Genomic DNA, 17,566 nt, shown 5'->3' with positions numbered 1-17,566 from the left:
AGAGATTCATTATGCCAATTATCGTCGATGTATATGCACGTGAAGTATTAGATTCTCGTGGAAATCCAACAGTAGAAGTCGAAGTATATACGGAGTCTGGTGCCTTTGGCCGCGCGTTAGTACCAAGCGGTGCTTCCACAGGTGAATACGAAGCGGTAGAATTGCGCGATGGTGACAAAAGCCGCTATCTTGGCAAGGGAGTATTAAAAGCGGTTGAAAACGTGAACGAAATCATCGCTCCAGCCATTATCGGCTTTGATGTAACTGACCAAGTGGGTATCGATAAAACATTAATTGAGCTTGACGGAACAGAAAACAAAGGAAAATTAGGCGCAAACGCGATTTTAGGCGTTTCGATGGCCGTTGCTCGCGCTGCAGCTGATTACTTAGAAGTACCTTTATACCAATATCTCGGTGGATTTAACGCCAAAACACTTCCAGTTCCAATGATGAACATCTTAAACGGCGGCGCACACGCTGACAACAACGTCGACATTCAAGAATTTATGATCATGCCTGTTGGTGCTCCAACGTTCCGTGAAGCGCTTCGCATGGGTGCGGAAATTTTCCATAGCTTAAAAGCAGTATTAAAAGCAAAAGGTTACAACACAGCGGTTGGTGACGAAGGTGGATTCGCGCCAAACTTAAAATCAAACGAAGAAGCATTGCAAACCATCATCGAAGCGATTGAAAAAGCGGGTTACAAGCCAGGCGAAGAAGTCATGCTTGCAATGGACGTAGCATCTTCTGAGCTTTACAACAAAGAAGATGGCAAATATCATTTAGAAGGCGAAGGCGTTGTGAAAACGTCTGAAGAAATGGTTGCATGGTATGAAGAGCTTGTCTCTAAATATCCAATCATCTCTATTGAAGATGGTCTTGATGAAAACGACTGGGATGGACACAAACTATTAACAGAACGTCTTGGTAAAAAAGTTCAGCTTGTTGGTGACGACTTATTCGTAACAAATACGAAAAAACTTGCGGAAGGTATTGAAAAAGGCGTTGGCAACTCGATTCTAATCAAAGTCAACCAAATCGGTACGCTTACGGAAACATTTGACGCGATTGAAATGGCAAAACGTGCTGGCTATACAGCGGTGATCTCTCACCGTTCTGGTGAAACAGAAGACAGCACGATCGCTGATATTGCTGTTGCAACAAACGCTGGTCAAATCAAAACAGGTGCACCTTCTCGTACAGACCGCGTTGCTAAATACAATCAATTGCTTCGCATCGAAGATCAACTTGGCGATACAGCTATTTATAATGGCATCAAATCATTCTACAATTTGAAAAAATAATACTGCCATCTACAAAAAGGCCTAACCGGACAATCGGTTAGGCCTTTTTAACAAAATAAAAAACTCGAAAGCGCGCGCAATTATGACTCGGATGGTGTGGAAATACTTTCTTATTGCCAATAAAAAAACATATAATAAACATAGACAGTGTAAAAACACAGTCCCGGTCGGTAGTCCGGGCGCACTCGAGTGAAGAGTGTCAGTAACCTTCCCCTCCTTGGGATGTCCGCCGTTGTCGGTAATTTTTAAAGGAGCGTCCTTTCATGAAATTGACGGTTTTACGATGGGGAATTCTGGATGGATTTGGTTGAGCAACAGAAAGGAGAAGCTTTAAAAGCGGTTCGCTACGTGCTTGGTTCAGAACCGAAATCGGAAGAAGTGGTAGCGTTTGTCAATGGACCGATGCGATCGTTACTGTGCAGATGACACACACCAATCTCTGTGCCGCTTGAAATGCAAAAGCACAAAAAAACAAGGAAAACATTGTGGAAGGGAATACAGCGTTGGATATCTTGCTTTCAAGACATCTGCTTTCGTATTTCCTGAAGGGAAACGCTATTGTGTAATGAGCCAATTTATGATACATTAAAATTATTGCAATGTGCGTTTTTTTAGGAGGTGGAGTGGAACATGCATACTCTGCTTGTGACGTTATTAGTGATTGTATCAATTGCGATGATTGCTGTCGTGTTATTGCAATCAGGAAAAAGTGCAGGACTTTCCGGTGCAATTACAGGCGGTGCTGAGCAATTGTTTGGAAAGCAAAAAGCACGTGGATTAGATGCGGTATTACAGCGCATTACGATTGTGTTAGCCATTTTATTTTTTGCTTTATCCATTGCCGTGACGTATTTGCAATTTTAACCTTAAAAAGGGGGCGGTCCATCGATAAAAGGGGCTGCCTTTTCTGTTTCATGAAAAAGAAAGGGGTTATACATCATGAAATTAGTTTCACCTAAGCCGTTTACATTTGAAGCAGGAGAACGAGCGGTTTTATTGCTCCATGGATTTACTGGAAACTCATCAGACGTGCGAATGTTAGGGCGCTTTCTTGAATCAAAAGGATATACATGCCATGCGCCGATTTATAAAGGACATGGTGTTCCGCCGGAAGAACTTGTACATACCGGTCCTAATGATTGGTGGCAAGATGTGATGAACGCCTATGAATTTTTAAAAAATAAGGGCTACGAAAAAATTGCTGTTGTTGGATTATCGCTTGGTGGCGTATTTTCCCTCAAATTAGGTTACACTGTACCTGTAGTAGGGATCGTTCCGATGTGTGCACCAATGTATATTAAAAGTGAGGAAACGATGTACCAGGGAGTTTTACAATATGCGCGCGAATATAAAAAACGTGAAGGAAAAACCCCTGAGCAAATTGAAAAAGAAATGGAAGAGTTTAAACAGACGCCGATGAAAACGTTAAAAGCACTGCAACAGCTCATTGCCGAAGTCCGCGACCATATCGATTTAATCTATGCGCCGACATTTGTCGTTCAAGCGCGCCATGATGACATGATTAATACTGATAGTGCAAATATTATTTATAACGGTGTTGAATCACCGGTGAAAAAAATCAAATGGTACGAACAATCAGGGCATGTCATTACATTAGATAAGGAGAAAGATCAGCTTCACGAAGATATTTATGAGTTTTTAGAGTCATTAGATTGGTAATCCCCGAAAGGAGGGAACAGGATGGAACAATCGCTAGTCGATCGAATTTTAGCTTTTATGAGAGATGAAGCGTACAAGCCGCTAACGGTTCAAGAATTGGAAGAAGTATTCGGTATCACAGACGCAGCTGAATTTAAAGAATTCGTTAAAGCGCTTGTTGCGATGGAAGAACAAGGGCTTGTCGTACGCACGAGGAGCAATCGTTACGGCGTGCCGGAAAAAATGAATTTAGTGCGCGGAAAAGTCACTGGTCACGCTAAAGGATTTGCGTTCGTTGTTCCCGAAGACCCGACACTTGATGATATTTTTATCCCGCCTTCCGAGTTGAAAAACGCGATGCATGGAGATACGGTGTTAGTGCGCGTGAGCTCACAAGCGTCCGGTGCACGCAAGGAAGGAACAATTGTTCGTATTTTAGAACGCGGCGTGACGGAAGTCGTGGGCACATACACGGAAAGCAGACATTTTGGTTTTGTCATTCCTGACGACAAAAAAATCGTCAATGACATTTTTATTCCGAAGCATGCGGCAAATGGCGCGGTAGAAGGACATAAAGTTGTCGTAAGATTAACGACATACCCAGAAGGGCGGATCAGTGCCGAAGGGGAAGTCATCAAAATCCTCGGCCATAAAAACGACCCCGGTGTCGATATTTTATCGATCATTCATAAACATGGTCTGCCGCTTCAATTTCCGGAGGATGTCCTTGCTCATGCTAACAGCATTCCGGATACGATTTCGGAAGAAGATTTACAAGGCCGCCGCGATTTGCGCGACCAAATGATTGTCACCATCGACGGAGAAGACGCAAAAGACTTAGACGATGCCGTCACTGTGACGAAGCTAGACAACGGTCACTATAAATTAGGGGTTCATATCGCCGATGTGAGCCATTATGTAAAAGAAGGCTCGCCGATTGACCGAGAAGCATATGAACGAGGTACAAGCGTCTATTTAGTCGACCGCGTTATTCCAATGATTCCTCACCGTCTATCGAACGGCATTTGTTCACTCAACCCGAAAGTGGATCGGTTGACGCTTTCATGCGAAATGGAAGTTAATGAACATGGCGAAGTCGTCAGCCATGAAATTTTTCAAAGTGTCATTCGTACAACTGAACGCATGACGTATTCGGATGTTAACAAAATTCTTGTCGATAAAGACGAAGAATTGCGCAAAAAATACGAACCGCTTGTACCAATGTTTGAACTGATGGCCGAACTTGCGGAAATTTTACGCAATAAGCGGATGAAACGCGGCGCGATCGATTTTGATTTTAAAGAAGCAAAAGTATTAGTTGACGAAGATGGAAAACCGTACGACGTTGTGTTGCGTGAACGTTCGGTGGCTGAACGCCTTATTGAGGAATTTATGCTGCTTGCGAATGAAACGGTCGCAGAGCACTTCCATTGGCTGAACGTCCCGTTTATTTACCGAGTTCATGAAGATCCAAAACCGGAAAAATTGCAGCGTTTCCTTGAATTTATTACGAATTTCGGCTATATCGTTAAAGGAACAGGAAATCAAATCCATCCGCGTGCACTGCAAGAAATTTTAGAAGCCGTACGCGGCGAACCGGAAGAAATGGTTGTATCGACCGTCATGCTTCGCTCGATGAAACAAGCGCGTTACGATGCAGAGAGTCTCGGTCACTATGGACTATCCACCGACTTTTATACACATTTTACGTCACCGATCCGCCGTTACCCGGATTTAATTGTCCACCGTCTCATTCGCACGTATTTAATTAACGGACAATTAGACGAACAGACACAACAAAAATGGGCGGAAAAGCTTCCTGATATTGCTGAACATGCTTCAAATATGGAACGCCGTGCTGTTGAGGCAGAGCGTGAAACGGATGACTTGAAGAAAACAGAATTTATGGAAGACAAAATCGGCATGGAGTTTGACGGAATCATTAGCTCAGTGACGAATTTCGGTTTATTTGTCGAGCTGCCGAATACGATTGAAGGTCTTGTCCATGTCAGCTACTTAACAGATGACTACTACCGCTATGACGAGCGCCATTACGCCATGATCGGCGAACGAACAGGAAAAGTATACCGCATCGGCGACGAAATCACTGTTCGTGTCATTAATGTCAACAAAGATGAACGTATTGTTGATTTTGAAATCGTCGGCATGAAAGGTCGTCGCCCCAAAGAAGCAAAACGAACTCCACTTGTGATTGAGGGGAAAAAAGAACGGAAAAAATCGAAGAACAAAAAATTTTACGAAGACGTTCCGCATTTGAAAGCGAAAAAGAAGAAAAAGAAGAAGAAACGATAACGAAAGCCTCTTGCATTGAGAGGCTTTCTCCTTCATTGAGTTTTTTAAGGATTTTTGTTAAAATATCATTTGTCTTTACAAGGGGAGGAAGAGCGCGATGCCAAAAGGTGAAGGGAAACTTATTGCTCAAAATAAAAAAGCGCATCACGATTATTTCATCGAAGAAACGTATGAAGCAGGAATCGTTTTACAAGGAACAGAAATTAAATCAATTCGTGCCGGAAAGGTGAACTTAAAAGATTCATTTGCCAAAGTCGAAAAAGGCGAAGTATTTGTTCACAATATGCATATTAGTCCGTATGAACAAGGAAACCGCTATAACCATGATCCATTGCGGACAAGAAAGCTTCTTCTTCACCGCCGCGAAATCAATAAACTGATTGGCTATACGAAAGAACAAGGCTATACTCTTGTTCCGTTAAAATTATATATTAAGAATGGTTTTGCGAAGTTGTTGTTAGGAGTCGGCAAAGGGAAGAAGAAATACGACAAACGCGAAGATATGAAACGGAAAGAAGCACAACGCGAAGTTGAACGCGCCTTCCGTGAACGGCAAAAAATATAACACCAAAACTTTACAATTGAAAAATAAAGCTGCTGTGCTATAATAATTAGTGTCAATGCCAGTTCATCTAGGCTTAAGCTTGTCTCATGAACGTTTCTCCAACACGGGGACGTTACGGATTCGACAGGGGTAGATCGAGCTTAAGCTGCGAGCCGAGGGGATCGTCCTCGTAAAAACGTCACCTAAAGATAACTGGCAAAGAAAATTACGCTTTAGCTGCCTAATAACCGCAGCTAGCTCCTCCCGCCATCGCCCATGTGGTGGGTCAGGGGTTCATAACAAGTGGGCTACGCCCAAGTCCGCCGTCTGAGGACGAGGGAAGAGACGAATCAGACTAGCTGCTCGGAGGCCTGTCGGTAGGCGGAAGATGCAGCGAAGATAAAATATACCGACTACGCTCGTAGATGCTTAAGTGGCGATATCTCTGGACGTGGGTTCGACTCCCACCGTCTCCACCATACATAAAAAATGGGATGTAAAGCATATTGGCTTAAACCATAAATTTGTCACTTTGACAAGTTGATATTTAAAAAACTTACGGCAAATATATACTTCAACATGTAGTGAATAAAGAGGGTGTCCCATTTCTACTTTGGGGACACCCTCTTTTTTATGATTGAAATGACTTTCTGGTAAATGTGAAATCATATATTTATCATCCAATTGTGATTTTCACAATATATTTTCCTAAACGTTACGTATATGTACGCTTACATTATAAACTAATATGTACACGACTATCTTTTTAACACCAACCATTTGGTAAATTATTCTATGTTCTTGCAAAAACCCGGTTTTTGTAAACGGCAAAATCTTGTAACATTGTTCGCCTTCTTTCTAACTAACTTTATATCGTCACATCGAGACAGGATTCACTCATATATAAATCTACATTTTAGAGCTAATTCTAAGGTCAGGAGGTTCTTTGACAAAATGTCATAAACTTTATTCACGGCAGACCAAAAGAAGTTATTTACGAGTTGACAACACAAACTGTAATCATTATTATTACATTTAGGAGGAAGGTTCATTATGAATAGCGATTTTTCGATTGCCGTTCACTGCGTTGCTTATTTAGCCAAAAAGCAAAACCAACGAGTGACCAGTGAAGACATCGCTCAAAGTGTTTCTGTCCACCCAGTAAGGTTAAGGAAAATTTTGAGCATATTAAGGAAAGAAAATATTATTACTTCCAAAGAAGGGGCAAAAGGCGGATTCTCTTTAAACGCTCAGCCTGAACATATTACGTTAGACAAAATATTTAAAGTCACTAGTGAGGAAACGCTTGTACCGAAATGTCCCGATTCCAATGAGAATTGCCCAATAGGTAAACACCTATCAGATATACTCATTCGCGTTTGTCACAATGCGGAAGAGCACTTTTTAAACTATTTAAAAAGTGTCACGATCAAAGATATCATTGATGAAATCAATAATAGTTAGTTTTACAAGCACAACTAATCCTTTGTGTTAGTTGTGCACCATAAATTTTTTTTGAATATAACTGTAATAAAAAATATTTCAGTTAAAGAGAGGTGAATAAGGTTGAAGAAAAAACGAGTTGTCGTCGGAATGTCTGGCGGAGTAGATTCCTCTGTGGCTGCTTACCTTCTTAAAAAAGAAGGATACGACGTCATCGGTGTATTTATGAAAAACTGGGATGATACGAATGATGATGGTGTATGTACGGCAACGGAAGATTATGAAGATGTTAAGAGAGTAGCCAATCAACTTGGGATTCCTTACTATAGTGTGAACTTTGAAAAAGAATATTGGGATCGTGTATTTACGTACTTCATGGATGAGCTGAAGCGAGGGCGAACACCTAATCCAGATGTATTATGTAATACCGAAATTAAATTTAAAGCGTTCGTTGATTACGCCCTTTCACTAGATGCTGATTATATCGCGACTGGTCATTACGCAAGAATCAACAGAGAAAATGGACAAATCACCTTACTACGTGGAAAAGACTCCAATAAAGATCAAACTTATTTTCTTAGCCAATTAACGGCGGACCATTTGTCGAAAGTTCTGTTTCCACTAGGAGAATTAACGAAGGATGAGGTGCGAAAAATCGCTCAAGAATTGAACCTTATTACCGCCAATAAAAAAGATAGTACTGGAATCTGTTTTATTGGAGAAAGAAATTTCAAAAGCTTTTTAAAGAATTTTCTACCTGCACAGCCCGGAGAAATTCGTTCACTTAATGGGGAAGTGATAGGTACTCATGATGGATTAATGTATTACACAATTGGCCAACGAAAAGGACTTGGCATCGGTGGCAAAGGAACAGGTGAACCTTGGTATGTCGTCGATAAAGATTTAGAAAATAATGTTTTACTTGTCGCTCAAGGAAAAAATCATCCGGCATTGTTCTCGACCGGTCTTATTGCATCTAACCTTAACTTGATAAATGGGGATGCTCGTCCGGGTACGTTTGTATGTACAGCTAAATTCCGCTACCGTCAAGAAGATCAAAAGGTACGTGTTCATATTCGTCCGGATGGATCGGTCTTTGTAGAATTTGAAGAACCAGTTAAAGCTGTGACTCCAGGACAAGTAGCGGTATTTTATGACAATGAGGTTTGTCTTGGCAGTGCCATTATTGACAACGTGATAAAAGATGAGGCAGTCATTGCCGCTGTCGCATCGTAAAAGGAATAGTTATGGAAATTCAAGGTTTTTTCTATATATATTGTTTTTTTACAAAATATAAATATTGTTCATATCAGTGTTCAACAGGACTATATGTATCGGCTGGATCTAACAGAGGTTTTCAGCTTTCAAGTGTGGCATAACGAATTATTTTAAGCGGGAGTCATTCCTTTATGTATGGCTCACCTTTTCTTAAGGAGTGGTAACAATGGAAAAATTTAAAAATCATAAAGGGTATTCACGCATGTATCAAGAAAACAAACTGACTTTAGGGCTGTTCTTTCCAATTGAATCGTATATGGGTGACGTCCCTGAGATGAATATAGAAAAGCAAATGAAGTTAGCAAAGCGAGCAGAAGAACTCAACTTCGCTTCATTATTTGTCAGAGATGTACCGTTACGCGATCCAAATTTCGGTGATGTCGGGCAAATGTATGATCCGTTTGCGTATTTAGGGTATGTCGCTGCCCATACAAAAAAGATTGCCTTAGGAACGGGAAGTATTATTTTAACGTTGCGCCACCCTCTTCATGTCGCAAAAGCGGCAGCTTCTGTAGACAGACTATCTGGTGAAAGACTTATTCTCGGTGTCGCAACAGGTGACCGTCCAATCGAGTTCCCGGCATTCTCTGTGAATCCGGAAGATCGGAGCGAATTATTCCGGGAATCAGTGTCTGTCATGAGAAAAGTATGGCGCGAGCATTTTCCATCGATTGATTCTGCACGAGTGCATATGACAAGTGGAGATATGTTACCAAAACCAAAATTGTCGGACATACCATTAATGGTGACAGGTCACAGTGGACAGTCTCCAGAATGGATTGCTGAACATAGTGATGGTTGGATTTACTATCCACGTGGACTCAAATTTCAAAAAGCATTAATCGACAATTGGCGTTCGTTAACAGAGGAATTTAAGCCATTTACTCAATCGCTCTATATTGATTTAACGGAAGACCCAAACCATGTACCAATACCAATTCATCTTGGATTCCGTACGGGACGAAATTTTGTTATCGAATTTCTAGCAGCTTTACAAGATGCAGGTGTGAATCATGTCATTATCAACTTAAAATATGGACAACGCCCAGTAGAAGAAGTGATCGAAGAATTAGGTGAATATGTGCTTCCACATTTTCCAGCTTTATCATGATGAGAGACCAGCTTCAATCAATATGAAGAAAGGGAGGATATAAATGAAAGTTTTGGTCATTGGCGCCAATGGACAAGTAGGTCAACAAGTAGTAAACATGCTTCATGCGCATAAACAGCACACGGTTCGTGCGATGGTGAGAAAACAAGAGCAATTGGAGGCTTTTCAGCAAAAAGGAATTGAAGCGGTACTCGCTGATCTTGAAGGTACTGTCGATGAAATTGCCGAAGCAGCCAAAGGTTGTGACGCGATTGTATTCTCCGCTGGTTCAGGTGGACACACAGGAGCAGATAAAACATTGCTTGTCGATTTAGATGGTGCTGTAAAAGCGATGGAAGCGGCAGAAAAAATCGGAATGAAACGATTTGTCATGGTGAGCTCATTCCAAGCCCACAACCGTGAGAACTGGCCGGAAAACCTTAAGCCTTATTATGTCGCCAAACATTATGCTGACCGTATGTTAATGAATAGCGGTTTGAATTATACCATTATTCGTCCGGGTTATCTTCGTAATGAAAAAGGCACAGGATTGGTTACTGCAGCAGAGAACTTAAATGGCGGAAGCATCCCACGGGAAGATGTAGCAAGAACCATCGTTCAATCGCTTGATGAACCAAATACGTATAAAAAAGCATTTGATTTAATGTCAGGGGATACAGAGATTGCTGAAGCGTTGAAATCGCTGTAATGAACCTTTCGATGGAAGGAGGAAATTAGAAATAATGGGTTACCCGTTTTATGCAATGGACTTTGCTTTTTATAACTCAATGGGCATTTATAGCTTTGAAGCGCGGTGTGAAATGTTAAAAGAGATCGGGTATGATGCGACCCATTTATCTGTCTGGCACGGAGAGCGGTGGAGAGATGTAGAAAAGCTCAAAAATGTTAAGGAGAAATATGGGCTGGATATCGCTGGTGTGTACGTGGTGTTAGACCTTTCATTAGGTGAGGACCATCCAAGAAATACGGGCATTTTAAAAATGCTGGAGATCATGGAAGGTTGCTCAACGGTCGAGCTGGCGATTCAATCGGTCGGACATCATATCCGACCTTCAGACCCTAAAGGGGACGATATCGCCGTAAAGTGGCTGGAAAAGGCACTGAAGATTGCAGAGCAAAGAAACATTAACATCTTACTTTACACTCACCTCTCATTCTGGGTTGAACGCCATGAAGATGCAGTAAGACTTTGTAAGCGGCTCAATCATCCTAATCTCGGCATTGTTTTTTGTGGCTACCATTGGTATGCAGTCGATGGAACAAACCTATCAGCTACGCTTCAAGCGGTGGCTCCTTACTTGAAACAAGTGAACATTTCTGGTAGTCGCCGCAATCCGCACGGTTTTGGCGGAGTGGCGACAATCGAGCCATTGGACGTCGGAGAGTTAGATAATTTTGCGTTACTTGGGCAGTTAAAAAAGATCGGTTATAATGGAATGATTGGTTACCAAGGTTGGAGTGAAGGCGGCGACGCTTACAGTAAGCTAAGTCGTTCACTTAAAGCGTTCCGTGATATGGAACGCAGACTTGAGGAACACCCGCATTGGGCAGATTTAAAATTAACTCCATAATAGAAAAAAACTGTGGTACTAGCCGAACAATAAAGTTCGGCTAGTACCACGGGTATTAAGCAATGCACTCTGGTATTCACCAGAGTGTATTTTTGTACAAAATTATTAAAAACTTAAAGAGAAATTTATTCTTAGAGTTATTCTTATTTGTTTAGGAATTCTGGTTTTTATCGGATTTCCATCTGGCAGGTCAAAACGGCTGATATACGTCCGCAATTCTTTTTTATAACTAACAGTTTTCTATTGTTTTCACCTATTTCATATGCCTCCAAAAGCACGACGAAAACTTGTTTCTTTCACCATACTTTCTTCCTCAATCATTCACTGATCATTATATTTCAATATAAAACTGATAAATACCTTGTTTTCTACTAAACTTCTCTTAGTGAATAAACGTTTCCTCATTACTAATCCTTCTTCAATGAATTTGTCCATTGAAAGAGAGGGAAAGTGAATTGATTCCCGTCTTGGTTTTTGATAGTTTGTTAGATTTGTCTTCATTTTGTAACATAATTACTAATTCTATGAAACATAATTGTTATATTTTATTGCTATTCTATTGTTACGAAATTAAGCAAGGGGGAGTAGTACTTTGAAAAAATTACTATTGTATATTACTTCATCAGTCTTTTTAGTCTTCGGATTTTCAGGAGCTGCATCGGCGGCTGGTACATATCAGGTAAAAAGTGGCGACACTCTTTGGGGCATAGCTAAAAAGTATAAGGTGACTGTGAGCCAGCTAAAGAGCTGGAATAACCTTAAAAGCGATGTGATCAAACCAAAGCAGGTTTTAAAGATTTCAGGAACGGCAACGAAAGCGGCTGCTAAAACTACCGTAAAAAAGGTGACAGCCCAAGCAGCAGCGTACAAAACAATCACTGTTAAAGCATATGCTTATACAATTAACTGCAAAGGCTGCAGCGGAATAACGGCTACAGGCTTAAATTTAAAGAAAAACCCTTCGATTAAAGCAATTGCTGTTGATCCAAAGGTAATTCCGCTAGGTTCAAAGGTTTATGTGGACGGCTATGGCTATGCGGTTGCAGCTGATAAAGGAGGCGGAATCAGAGGCAACACAATTGACGTATTCATGCCTACAAAAGCAAAAGCTATCCAATGGGGTGTCAAAACAGTAAAAGTAAAAGTATATAAATAATCCAAAAGCCGGCAGGATGCCGGCTTTTTTTCATAATATAGCTCCTCTTCTTCCAAAAAACTTTGAATGTGTCGCAAAACGCATAATGCATAAAGGAGGCAAAAAATCCACCACCTTAGAAATCATATATAGTGATCAAACAAAATTGTTAAGGGGTGAACACTATCATAATTTCCAATTCTGTGTTCGAACATGCTTTAACTGTAGAAATAGCTCCTCTTTTAGAGGCATTATTTCGATACATCGACCAACTTTCTTTTCTTGAAAGAAACATCTTATGTGACCGAACGACCACCCGTGTCAAATGTTTTTCTTTTTGAAAGCATACGTTTCTATTGATTCCTTGCGACAGTTGGTGCACATTCTCCGTCAGTTTGGCTATTTTCGTCGTATTTGCGGACTTCAGGAGGTTCCTCATCTGTCCACGTTTTCATGAGCCAGTAAATGGTTCCAAGGGATGTTCTTCCTTTCATCACGGCTCTTAAACGACTTTTGGGTATTCGACTCCTAAAGAGGTTATCATCGATAGCACCGTCCTACGAAGCAGTCTCTACGATTCGCAAGCAAAGTGGGATATGTCGGCACGATATCACTGGTTCAAAGGATATAAACTGCACCTGTGTATCACTTACTGAAGGGATCATTTTATCTCATGTCTTGACTGCCGCCAACCGAAATGACACAGCAGTGGAACCGGAATGACTTTCGTCTTGCGGAGATGGAACATCGAGTTTGCACTTAGTGATACCGCGTACGACAGTGAAAAGATTCCTAAAGCGGTAAAACAAGTCGGAATATTTTTGTTCCTCCCATTAATCGTTGAAAGAATAAGGAAAGAAAAGATGCTTATGGTCGAGTCATTCCTATCCTTTTGAAAACCAGATTTGGAAAGTAGCTATTCGGTCTTCGAAGCTCCATCGAACGAGTGTTTAATTAATTGAAGAGCGATGGGTGTGAGCAACCACGATGGTATGGATTGAATCGGTATTTATTGCATGTGCAACTTTGCATGCTTATGCATAACTTTGAGTTTGTATTTTAGTTTTGCAACATCATCTGTGTTTTTAAAGGTTTATTTATCTTAAAAAGTATAGTATTTACTTATCTTAAAAAGTATAGTAGGATAATCCTCGGGTTTATTTTATATAAAACTAGTTGATCAATGCTTAACAAAAATGAATATTTGGCAAACTATCCGAAAGGGTAGGGCGCAAAACTAAAGGGGCTACATCTATTCATTCTTGAATAGACATGCCAGCCAGTTGCTCTTTGTTAGGAAGCAAACTTTCCTTCAAAGGATATGTAAAACACCTTCCTGGAACGTTTTTGATGGAAGGTGTTTTTGGCTGCCTCTTTAGCTTTTGAAGAGGTAGTTTTTTTATTTACATTCAAAAGTGATCCTTTGAACAATAGATCTGAAACGTGAAGTCGTTCGTTTGACATTGGAGGAAGGCTGGTCATACAGGTAGCTTCGTGAGCATTTTGGAATGAAGAGCGATGTGCGGATTGCTCAATGAGGCAAGAAAGTTCAAAATGGCGAATCTTTTGAAGATCAACGAGTAGTGCGGAATCGCAGACATTTTCCAAATTTTAGAAGAGGAAAGATGCTGATTTGACAGCGCAGGAGGGATACCTAAAAAGTGCGACCCAAATCTACACGGGAAGAAGAAGGGGCCTACAATTTGAAAGGCTTCATATGATGGATGAGCTACAAAGAAAACATTCACTGACATGGCTGCTAAACATTGAAGAAGGATAGGTTTTAAAGTCTGGATACTACAAGTAGAGGAAGAATCGATCGAAAATATTAAGGCGTCTGGAAGAAGAACTTTTGTTGAAAGAACATCTTATTGATGGAGGGAACAAGCTATGAGGATTACAGTAGGGAAAAAGCTTTTTGTTGGATTTTCTGTTGTATTATCCATTTTAGCCATAATAGTAGTCATTGGTAGCTACCAAATTACAAATGTCGATAACACTTACTCCAGTTTAATCGATGATCGTGTCAAAAAAGTTATGATTATTAAAGACTTAATCATAAGACTTAAACAAGAGCAAGTGAATGCTCGTGGCTATTTGCTTACAGGTGACGATGCAGCAGAGCAAAACTTTATAACGACGCATGAAGAGTACCAGCAGCTAAGCAGAGACTTAGAGAAGCAAATTACTCAGCCAAAACCCAAGGAGATTCTGAAAGAACTCAATCAATTGGAAGATAAATATTATCAGTTGGGTAGCTATGCGTTTCAATTGAAAAAAGAAAACAAAATGGAAGTATATACAAATCAAGTAGCCGAACAAGTTAACCAGACTGTCAAACAGTTTGAAGAAAAAGCAAAAGAGCTGAGCGATTATCAGCAAAAGCAATTAGAGGAAGGAAGTAAAGCTACTTCAGCAAAAGTGGCTTCGATTAAAAATTTAACCTTATTTCTAGGAATTGCAGCTATTATAGTGGGAATTAGCCTTGCATGGTATATAAGCCGCATTATTTCCCAACCGGTCATCAAGCTTGCGGGAGCTGCTGAAAAAATTGCCGCAGGAGATCTTACCGCGGATGATATTAACATTACAAACAAAGACGAAATCGGCGATTTAGCTCATTCGTTTAATCAAATGGCCAAAAGCTTGCGCGAACTGATTGAGCAAGTAAGCATCAATGCCGAACAAGTAGCTGCTTCTTCTGAGGAATTAACGGCGAGCGCGGAACAGACAACGAAAGCGAGCGAGCAAATCGCCTCTACAATGCAGGAAGTCGCAAGCGGAGTGGAGAAGCAAGTGCGAAGCGTGGAGGAGACTTCGCAAACTGTCAATGAAATGTCAATCGGCGTTCAGCAGGTTGCCAATAATGCGCAATCTGTTTCCGCGATTGCTATAGAGGCTTCAGAAAAGGCGTCCGAAGGAGGACAGGCGATTAATACGGCAGTTGAGCAGATGAATTCAATTAATGAAACGGTTAACGGCTTGGCGGATGCGATTAAAGGGTTAGGAGAACGCTCAAAAGAAATTGGACAAATTATTGAAGTCATTACAGGAATTGCTGAGCAAACAAATCTGTTGGCATTGAACGCGGCGATTGAAGCAGCGAGAGCGGGAGAACAGGGACGCGGCTTTGCGGTCGTCGCGGATGAAGTGCGGAAGCTGGCAGAGCAATCAGCTCAATCAGCGCAACAAATTTCTCAACTAATATCGGCCATTCAAGAAGAAACGAACAAAGCCGTGCAATCGATGGAAACAGCCACAAAAGAAGTCGCGGCCGGCATTGGAGTAGTAAATAGAGCGGGAGAATCATTCGAACAAATTCACCTTGCCATCAATGAAGTTACTTCGCAAATCCAAGAAGTTTCGTCTGCCGTTCAACAAATGGCAGCCGGAACGGAGCAGATGGTGCAATCGATGCAATTCATTACGCAAGTCGCAGAAACGACCTCATCAGGCACGCAAGAGGTATCAGCTGCGACGGAAGAGCAATTGGCATCGATGGAAGAGATCGCTTCATCTGCTACTTCGTTATCGAAAATGGCAACGGAACTGCAATCGCTTATCAGCAAATTTAAAGTTTGACAAAAGAATATGGAGCAACAGGTTAACTAATAAAAGGCCGACCTTAAAACAAAGTCAGATCTCACCATAATATAGTACAAAACGTTAGATGAGAACAATATATATTATGGATTTCGTGTGAGGTCAGACACGTTTTGGGTCAGCCTTTTTTCGTATTTTACGATAGATGCTGTTTTTCAAGGGATCCACTTTAGCAAAAGATTTCTGAATATCTTATAACGAAGCATTCCTAATCATTTGATGACATTTCATATCTTAAAAAATAGTAATATGCATTTTTCTACCGCGTTCGTCCATTCCGATTAAAGTAGAACGTGTTACAAAACACATAATCCATACATAAATGTACGCAAAAAATTCAACGTATTGGAAATAAAATATAGTGACCAAAAAACCAATCTCCAAGGGGTGGACATTATCGATTTCCAATTTTGTTATCGAATATGCACTGTCTAGCGAAATGAATCCGCTTTTAAAAGCTTTATTTCAATACATTGGTCAACCTTTGGTTATCAGAAGCACCTTATGTGGCAGGGTGACTATCAATTTTGAAAAATCATTATTTATTAATCTTTACGTCGGGTAGTGGACACACTGAATCGCCTCGTCTACTTCCAGCGAATTTATGAACTCAAAGAGATCCTACATCTTTCTACGTTTTCACGTGCGGGTAAGTAATTTCGAGAACAAGGATTTTCGGCTTTTAATGCCTAACTTCTCAAAGAGTCCGGTATCCGAAAGTTGTCATCATCGACTCCAAAGCCGTCTCTATGATTCTCAAGCTAGATGGGGAATTTCTACTCCATACAACTGGTTCAAAAGTTATAAGTTGCATCTTTGTGCAACGACTGAAGGAATCATCTTATCTTATGTCTTCACAACGTAACGTCAAATCGTAGCGATGCGGCCGTTGCACTCGAATTATTTCCATCTTTAAAGGAATGAGACATTTGAGTTTGCCCTTGGAGATGCCGCCTATGACAGCGAAAAAGTCCGTCAAATAGCGGAACAAACAGGAGTCTTTTTCGTTTCACCTATTACCGCCGAATAGTGTGGAACGAAAAGATGCTTATGGTCGCATGGTGTCTCCGCTTTTTAAAACAGAATTTGGAAAAAGGTTGCTTCATTTCCGTAACACGATTGAATAGACATTCAATCAGTTAAAGAATGATGGATTAGAGCAGCCACGCTGGTATGGGGTTCATTGTTATTTACTGTATGTACAATTGTGTATGATTATGCATAATTTTAAGTTTTCACTCTAGTTTTGCAACACCATCTATTAAATAAAGTAAGTTTTGATTTTTTATCTTCGCTGCAGAGGAAATCAAAAGAGATAAGCAGCGACCTTCCGCCTAGATGAATCGTGTACCACTCCTCAACAAACATACAGAACCAATCTCCGCGTTATTTTTCCAATTCATCAATAAGGTCTAAAGTCATAAGTCGTCTACATTTCCGCCCAAAATCGTACTGATTTCATAGTTCATTTTACTTAAATTTGGATACAATTACATTTTTTATTGAACGTTCTGTCGTCATATGATACGTATAGAGAGAATGGAGATAATTGGGAAAGGAGAGCGTCATTTGCTTAAGCGATGGAGGAATTGGCTGTTATTGACG

At 40.7% G+C, this 17,566-nt stretch carries 13 protein-coding genes, 1 other RNA gene, 3 pseudogenes and 1 riboswitch; all 17 genes and pseudogenes read left to right on the top strand.

All coding sequences use genetic code 11. The annotated features are described in order from the left end of the window. Positions 1 to 11 precede the first annotated feature (11 nt). The 17 genes and pseudogenes from eno (at position 12) to ISX45_RS20415 (ending at position 17,205) form a co-directional block, all read left to right on the top strand. Positions 12 to 1,304, top strand: a complete 1,293-nt coding sequence (gene eno, locus ISX45_RS13720) for a phosphopyruvate hydratase (RefSeq protein ID WP_194519211.1) — start codon at positions 12 to 14, stop codon at positions 1,302 to 1,304. Positions 1,305 to 1,601: 297 nt separating this feature from the next. Next, positions 1,602 to 1,730 carry a DUF2992 family protein gene (locus tag ISX45_RS13715; protein WP_194519210.1) on the top strand — a complete coding sequence of 43 codons (129 nt, stop codon included), beginning with the start codon at positions 1,602 to 1,604 and terminating at the stop codon, positions 1,728 to 1,730. Positions 1,731 to 1,934: 204 nt separating this feature from the next. Beyond that, positions 1,935 to 2,168 carry a preprotein translocase subunit SecG gene (secG, locus tag ISX45_RS13710; protein ID WP_181556500.1) on the top strand — a complete coding sequence of 78 codons (234 nt, stop codon included), beginning with the start codon at positions 1,935 to 1,937 and terminating at the stop codon, positions 2,166 to 2,168. A gap of 75 nt (positions 2,169 to 2,243) precedes the next feature. Beyond that, positions 2,244 to 2,984 (top strand): alpha/beta hydrolase, encoded by a 741-nt coding sequence (locus tag ISX45_RS13705; protein WP_181556499.1) that lies wholly within the window; start codon positions 2,244 to 2,246, stop codon positions 2,982 to 2,984. Positions 2,985 to 3,005: 21 nt separating this feature from the next. Next, the gene (rnr, locus tag ISX45_RS13700) at positions 3,006 to 5,276 is read left to right on the top strand and encodes a ribonuclease R (protein WP_194519209.1); all 2,271 of its coding nucleotides are present in this window, start codon (positions 3,006 to 3,008) and stop codon (positions 5,274 to 5,276) included. A gap of 97 nt (positions 5,277 to 5,373) precedes the next feature. Then, positions 5,374 to 5,841, top strand: coding sequence for an SsrA-binding protein SmpB (gene smpB, locus ISX45_RS13695; RefSeq protein WP_181556497.1), 468 nt, complete (start codon positions 5,374 to 5,376; stop codon positions 5,839 to 5,841). A 105-nt stretch (positions 5,842 to 5,946) separates the two neighbouring features. After that, positions 5,947 to 6,299, top strand: a transfer-messenger RNA (tmRNA) gene (gene ssrA, locus ISX45_RS13690). A 574-nt stretch (positions 6,300 to 6,873) separates the two neighbouring features. Next, the gene (locus tag ISX45_RS13685) at positions 6,874 to 7,284 is read left to right on the top strand and encodes an RrF2 family transcriptional regulator (protein ID WP_181556496.1); all 411 of its coding nucleotides are present in this window, start codon (positions 6,874 to 6,876) and stop codon (positions 7,282 to 7,284) included. 102 nt (positions 7,285 to 7,386) lie between these two features. Next, positions 7,387 to 8,499, top strand: a complete 1,113-nt coding sequence (mnmA, locus tag ISX45_RS13680; RefSeq protein WP_194519208.1) for a tRNA 2-thiouridine(34) synthase MnmA — start codon at positions 7,387 to 7,389, stop codon at positions 8,497 to 8,499. Positions 8,500 to 8,707: 208 nt separating this feature from the next. Next, positions 8,708 to 9,652 (top strand): LLM class oxidoreductase, encoded by a 945-nt coding sequence (locus tag ISX45_RS13675; protein WP_194519207.1) that lies wholly within the window; start codon positions 8,708 to 8,710, stop codon positions 9,650 to 9,652. A 43-nt stretch (positions 9,653 to 9,695) separates the two neighbouring features. Continuing rightward, on the top strand, positions 9,696 to 10,340 hold the full coding sequence (locus tag ISX45_RS13670) for an SDR family oxidoreductase (protein ID WP_194519206.1): 645 nt from the start codon (positions 9,696 to 9,698) through the stop codon (positions 10,338 to 10,340). Between the two features lie 34 nt (positions 10,341 to 10,374). After that, positions 10,375 to 11,223, top strand: a complete 849-nt coding sequence (locus tag ISX45_RS13665) for a sugar phosphate isomerase/epimerase family protein (protein ID WP_194519205.1) — start codon at positions 10,375 to 10,377, stop codon at positions 11,221 to 11,223. A gap of 592 nt (positions 11,224 to 11,815) precedes the next feature. Beyond that, a complete protein-coding gene (locus tag ISX45_RS13660) occupies positions 11,816 to 12,379 on the top strand; it encodes a 3D domain-containing protein (protein WP_181556491.1) in 564 nt (187 codons plus the stop codon). A gap of 167 nt (positions 12,380 to 12,546) precedes the next feature. Next, positions 12,547 to 13,421 (top strand): annotated as a pseudogene (locus ISX45_RS20420) (transposase). 133 nt (positions 13,422 to 13,554) lie between these two features. Then, positions 13,555 to 13,649, top strand: a riboswitch (cyclic di-GMP riboswitch). A 139-nt stretch (positions 13,650 to 13,788) separates the two neighbouring features. Further along, positions 13,789 to 14,231 (top strand): annotated as a pseudogene (locus ISX45_RS20335) (IS3-like element ISBth8 family transposase); the annotation flags it as partial. Positions 14,232 to 14,248: 17 nt separating this feature from the next. Next, entirely contained in the window at positions 14,249 to 15,940 is a 1,692-nt protein-coding gene (locus ISX45_RS13650; protein WP_194519204.1) for a methyl-accepting chemotaxis protein, read from the top strand. A gap of 460 nt (positions 15,941 to 16,400) precedes the next feature. After that, positions 16,401 to 17,205, top strand: a pseudogene (locus ISX45_RS20415) (transposase). Positions 17,206 to 17,566 lie beyond the last annotated feature (361 nt).

Origin of the sequence: Thermaerobacillus caldiproteolyticus (genome assembly GCF_015326725.1) — a bacterium.
GTDB lineage: Bacteria > Bacillota > Bacilli > Bacillales > Anoxybacillaceae > Thermaerobacillus > Thermaerobacillus caldiproteolyticus.
The sequence above is the reverse complement of the archived record's forward strand: the minus strand, read 5'-3'. Positions and strand labels throughout refer to the sequence as shown.

Coding starts and splice junctions, on each gene's coding strand:
- eno (WP_194519211.1), top strand. CDS start 12: ATGCCAATTATCGTCGATGTATATGCACGTGAAGTATTAGATTCTCGT.
- ISX45_RS13715 (WP_194519210.1), top strand. CDS start 1,602: ATGGATTTGGTTGAGCAACAGAAAGGAGAAGCTTTAAAAGCGGTTCGC.
- secG (WP_181556500.1), top strand. CDS start 1,935: ATGCATACTCTGCTTGTGACGTTATTAGTGATTGTATCAATTGCGATG.
- ISX45_RS13705 (WP_181556499.1), top strand. CDS start 2,244: ATGAAATTAGTTTCACCTAAGCCGTTTACATTTGAAGCAGGAGAACGA.
- rnr (WP_194519209.1), top strand. CDS start 3,006: ATGGAACAATCGCTAGTCGATCGAATTTTAGCTTTTATGAGAGATGAA.
- smpB (WP_181556497.1), top strand. CDS start 5,374: ATGCCAAAAGGTGAAGGGAAACTTATTGCTCAAAATAAAAAAGCGCAT.
- ISX45_RS13685 (WP_181556496.1), top strand. CDS start 6,874: ATGAATAGCGATTTTTCGATTGCCGTTCACTGCGTTGCTTATTTAGCC.
- ISX45_RS13675 (WP_194519207.1), top strand. CDS start 8,708: ATGGAAAAATTTAAAAATCATAAAGGGTATTCACGCATGTATCAAGAA.
- ISX45_RS13670 (WP_194519206.1), top strand. CDS start 9,696: ATGAAAGTTTTGGTCATTGGCGCCAATGGACAAGTAGGTCAACAAGTA.
- ISX45_RS13665 (WP_194519205.1), top strand. CDS start 10,375: ATGGGTTACCCGTTTTATGCAATGGACTTTGCTTTTTATAACTCAATG.
- ISX45_RS13650 (WP_194519204.1), top strand. CDS start 14,249: ATGAGGATTACAGTAGGGAAAAAGCTTTTTGTTGGATTTTCTGTTGTA.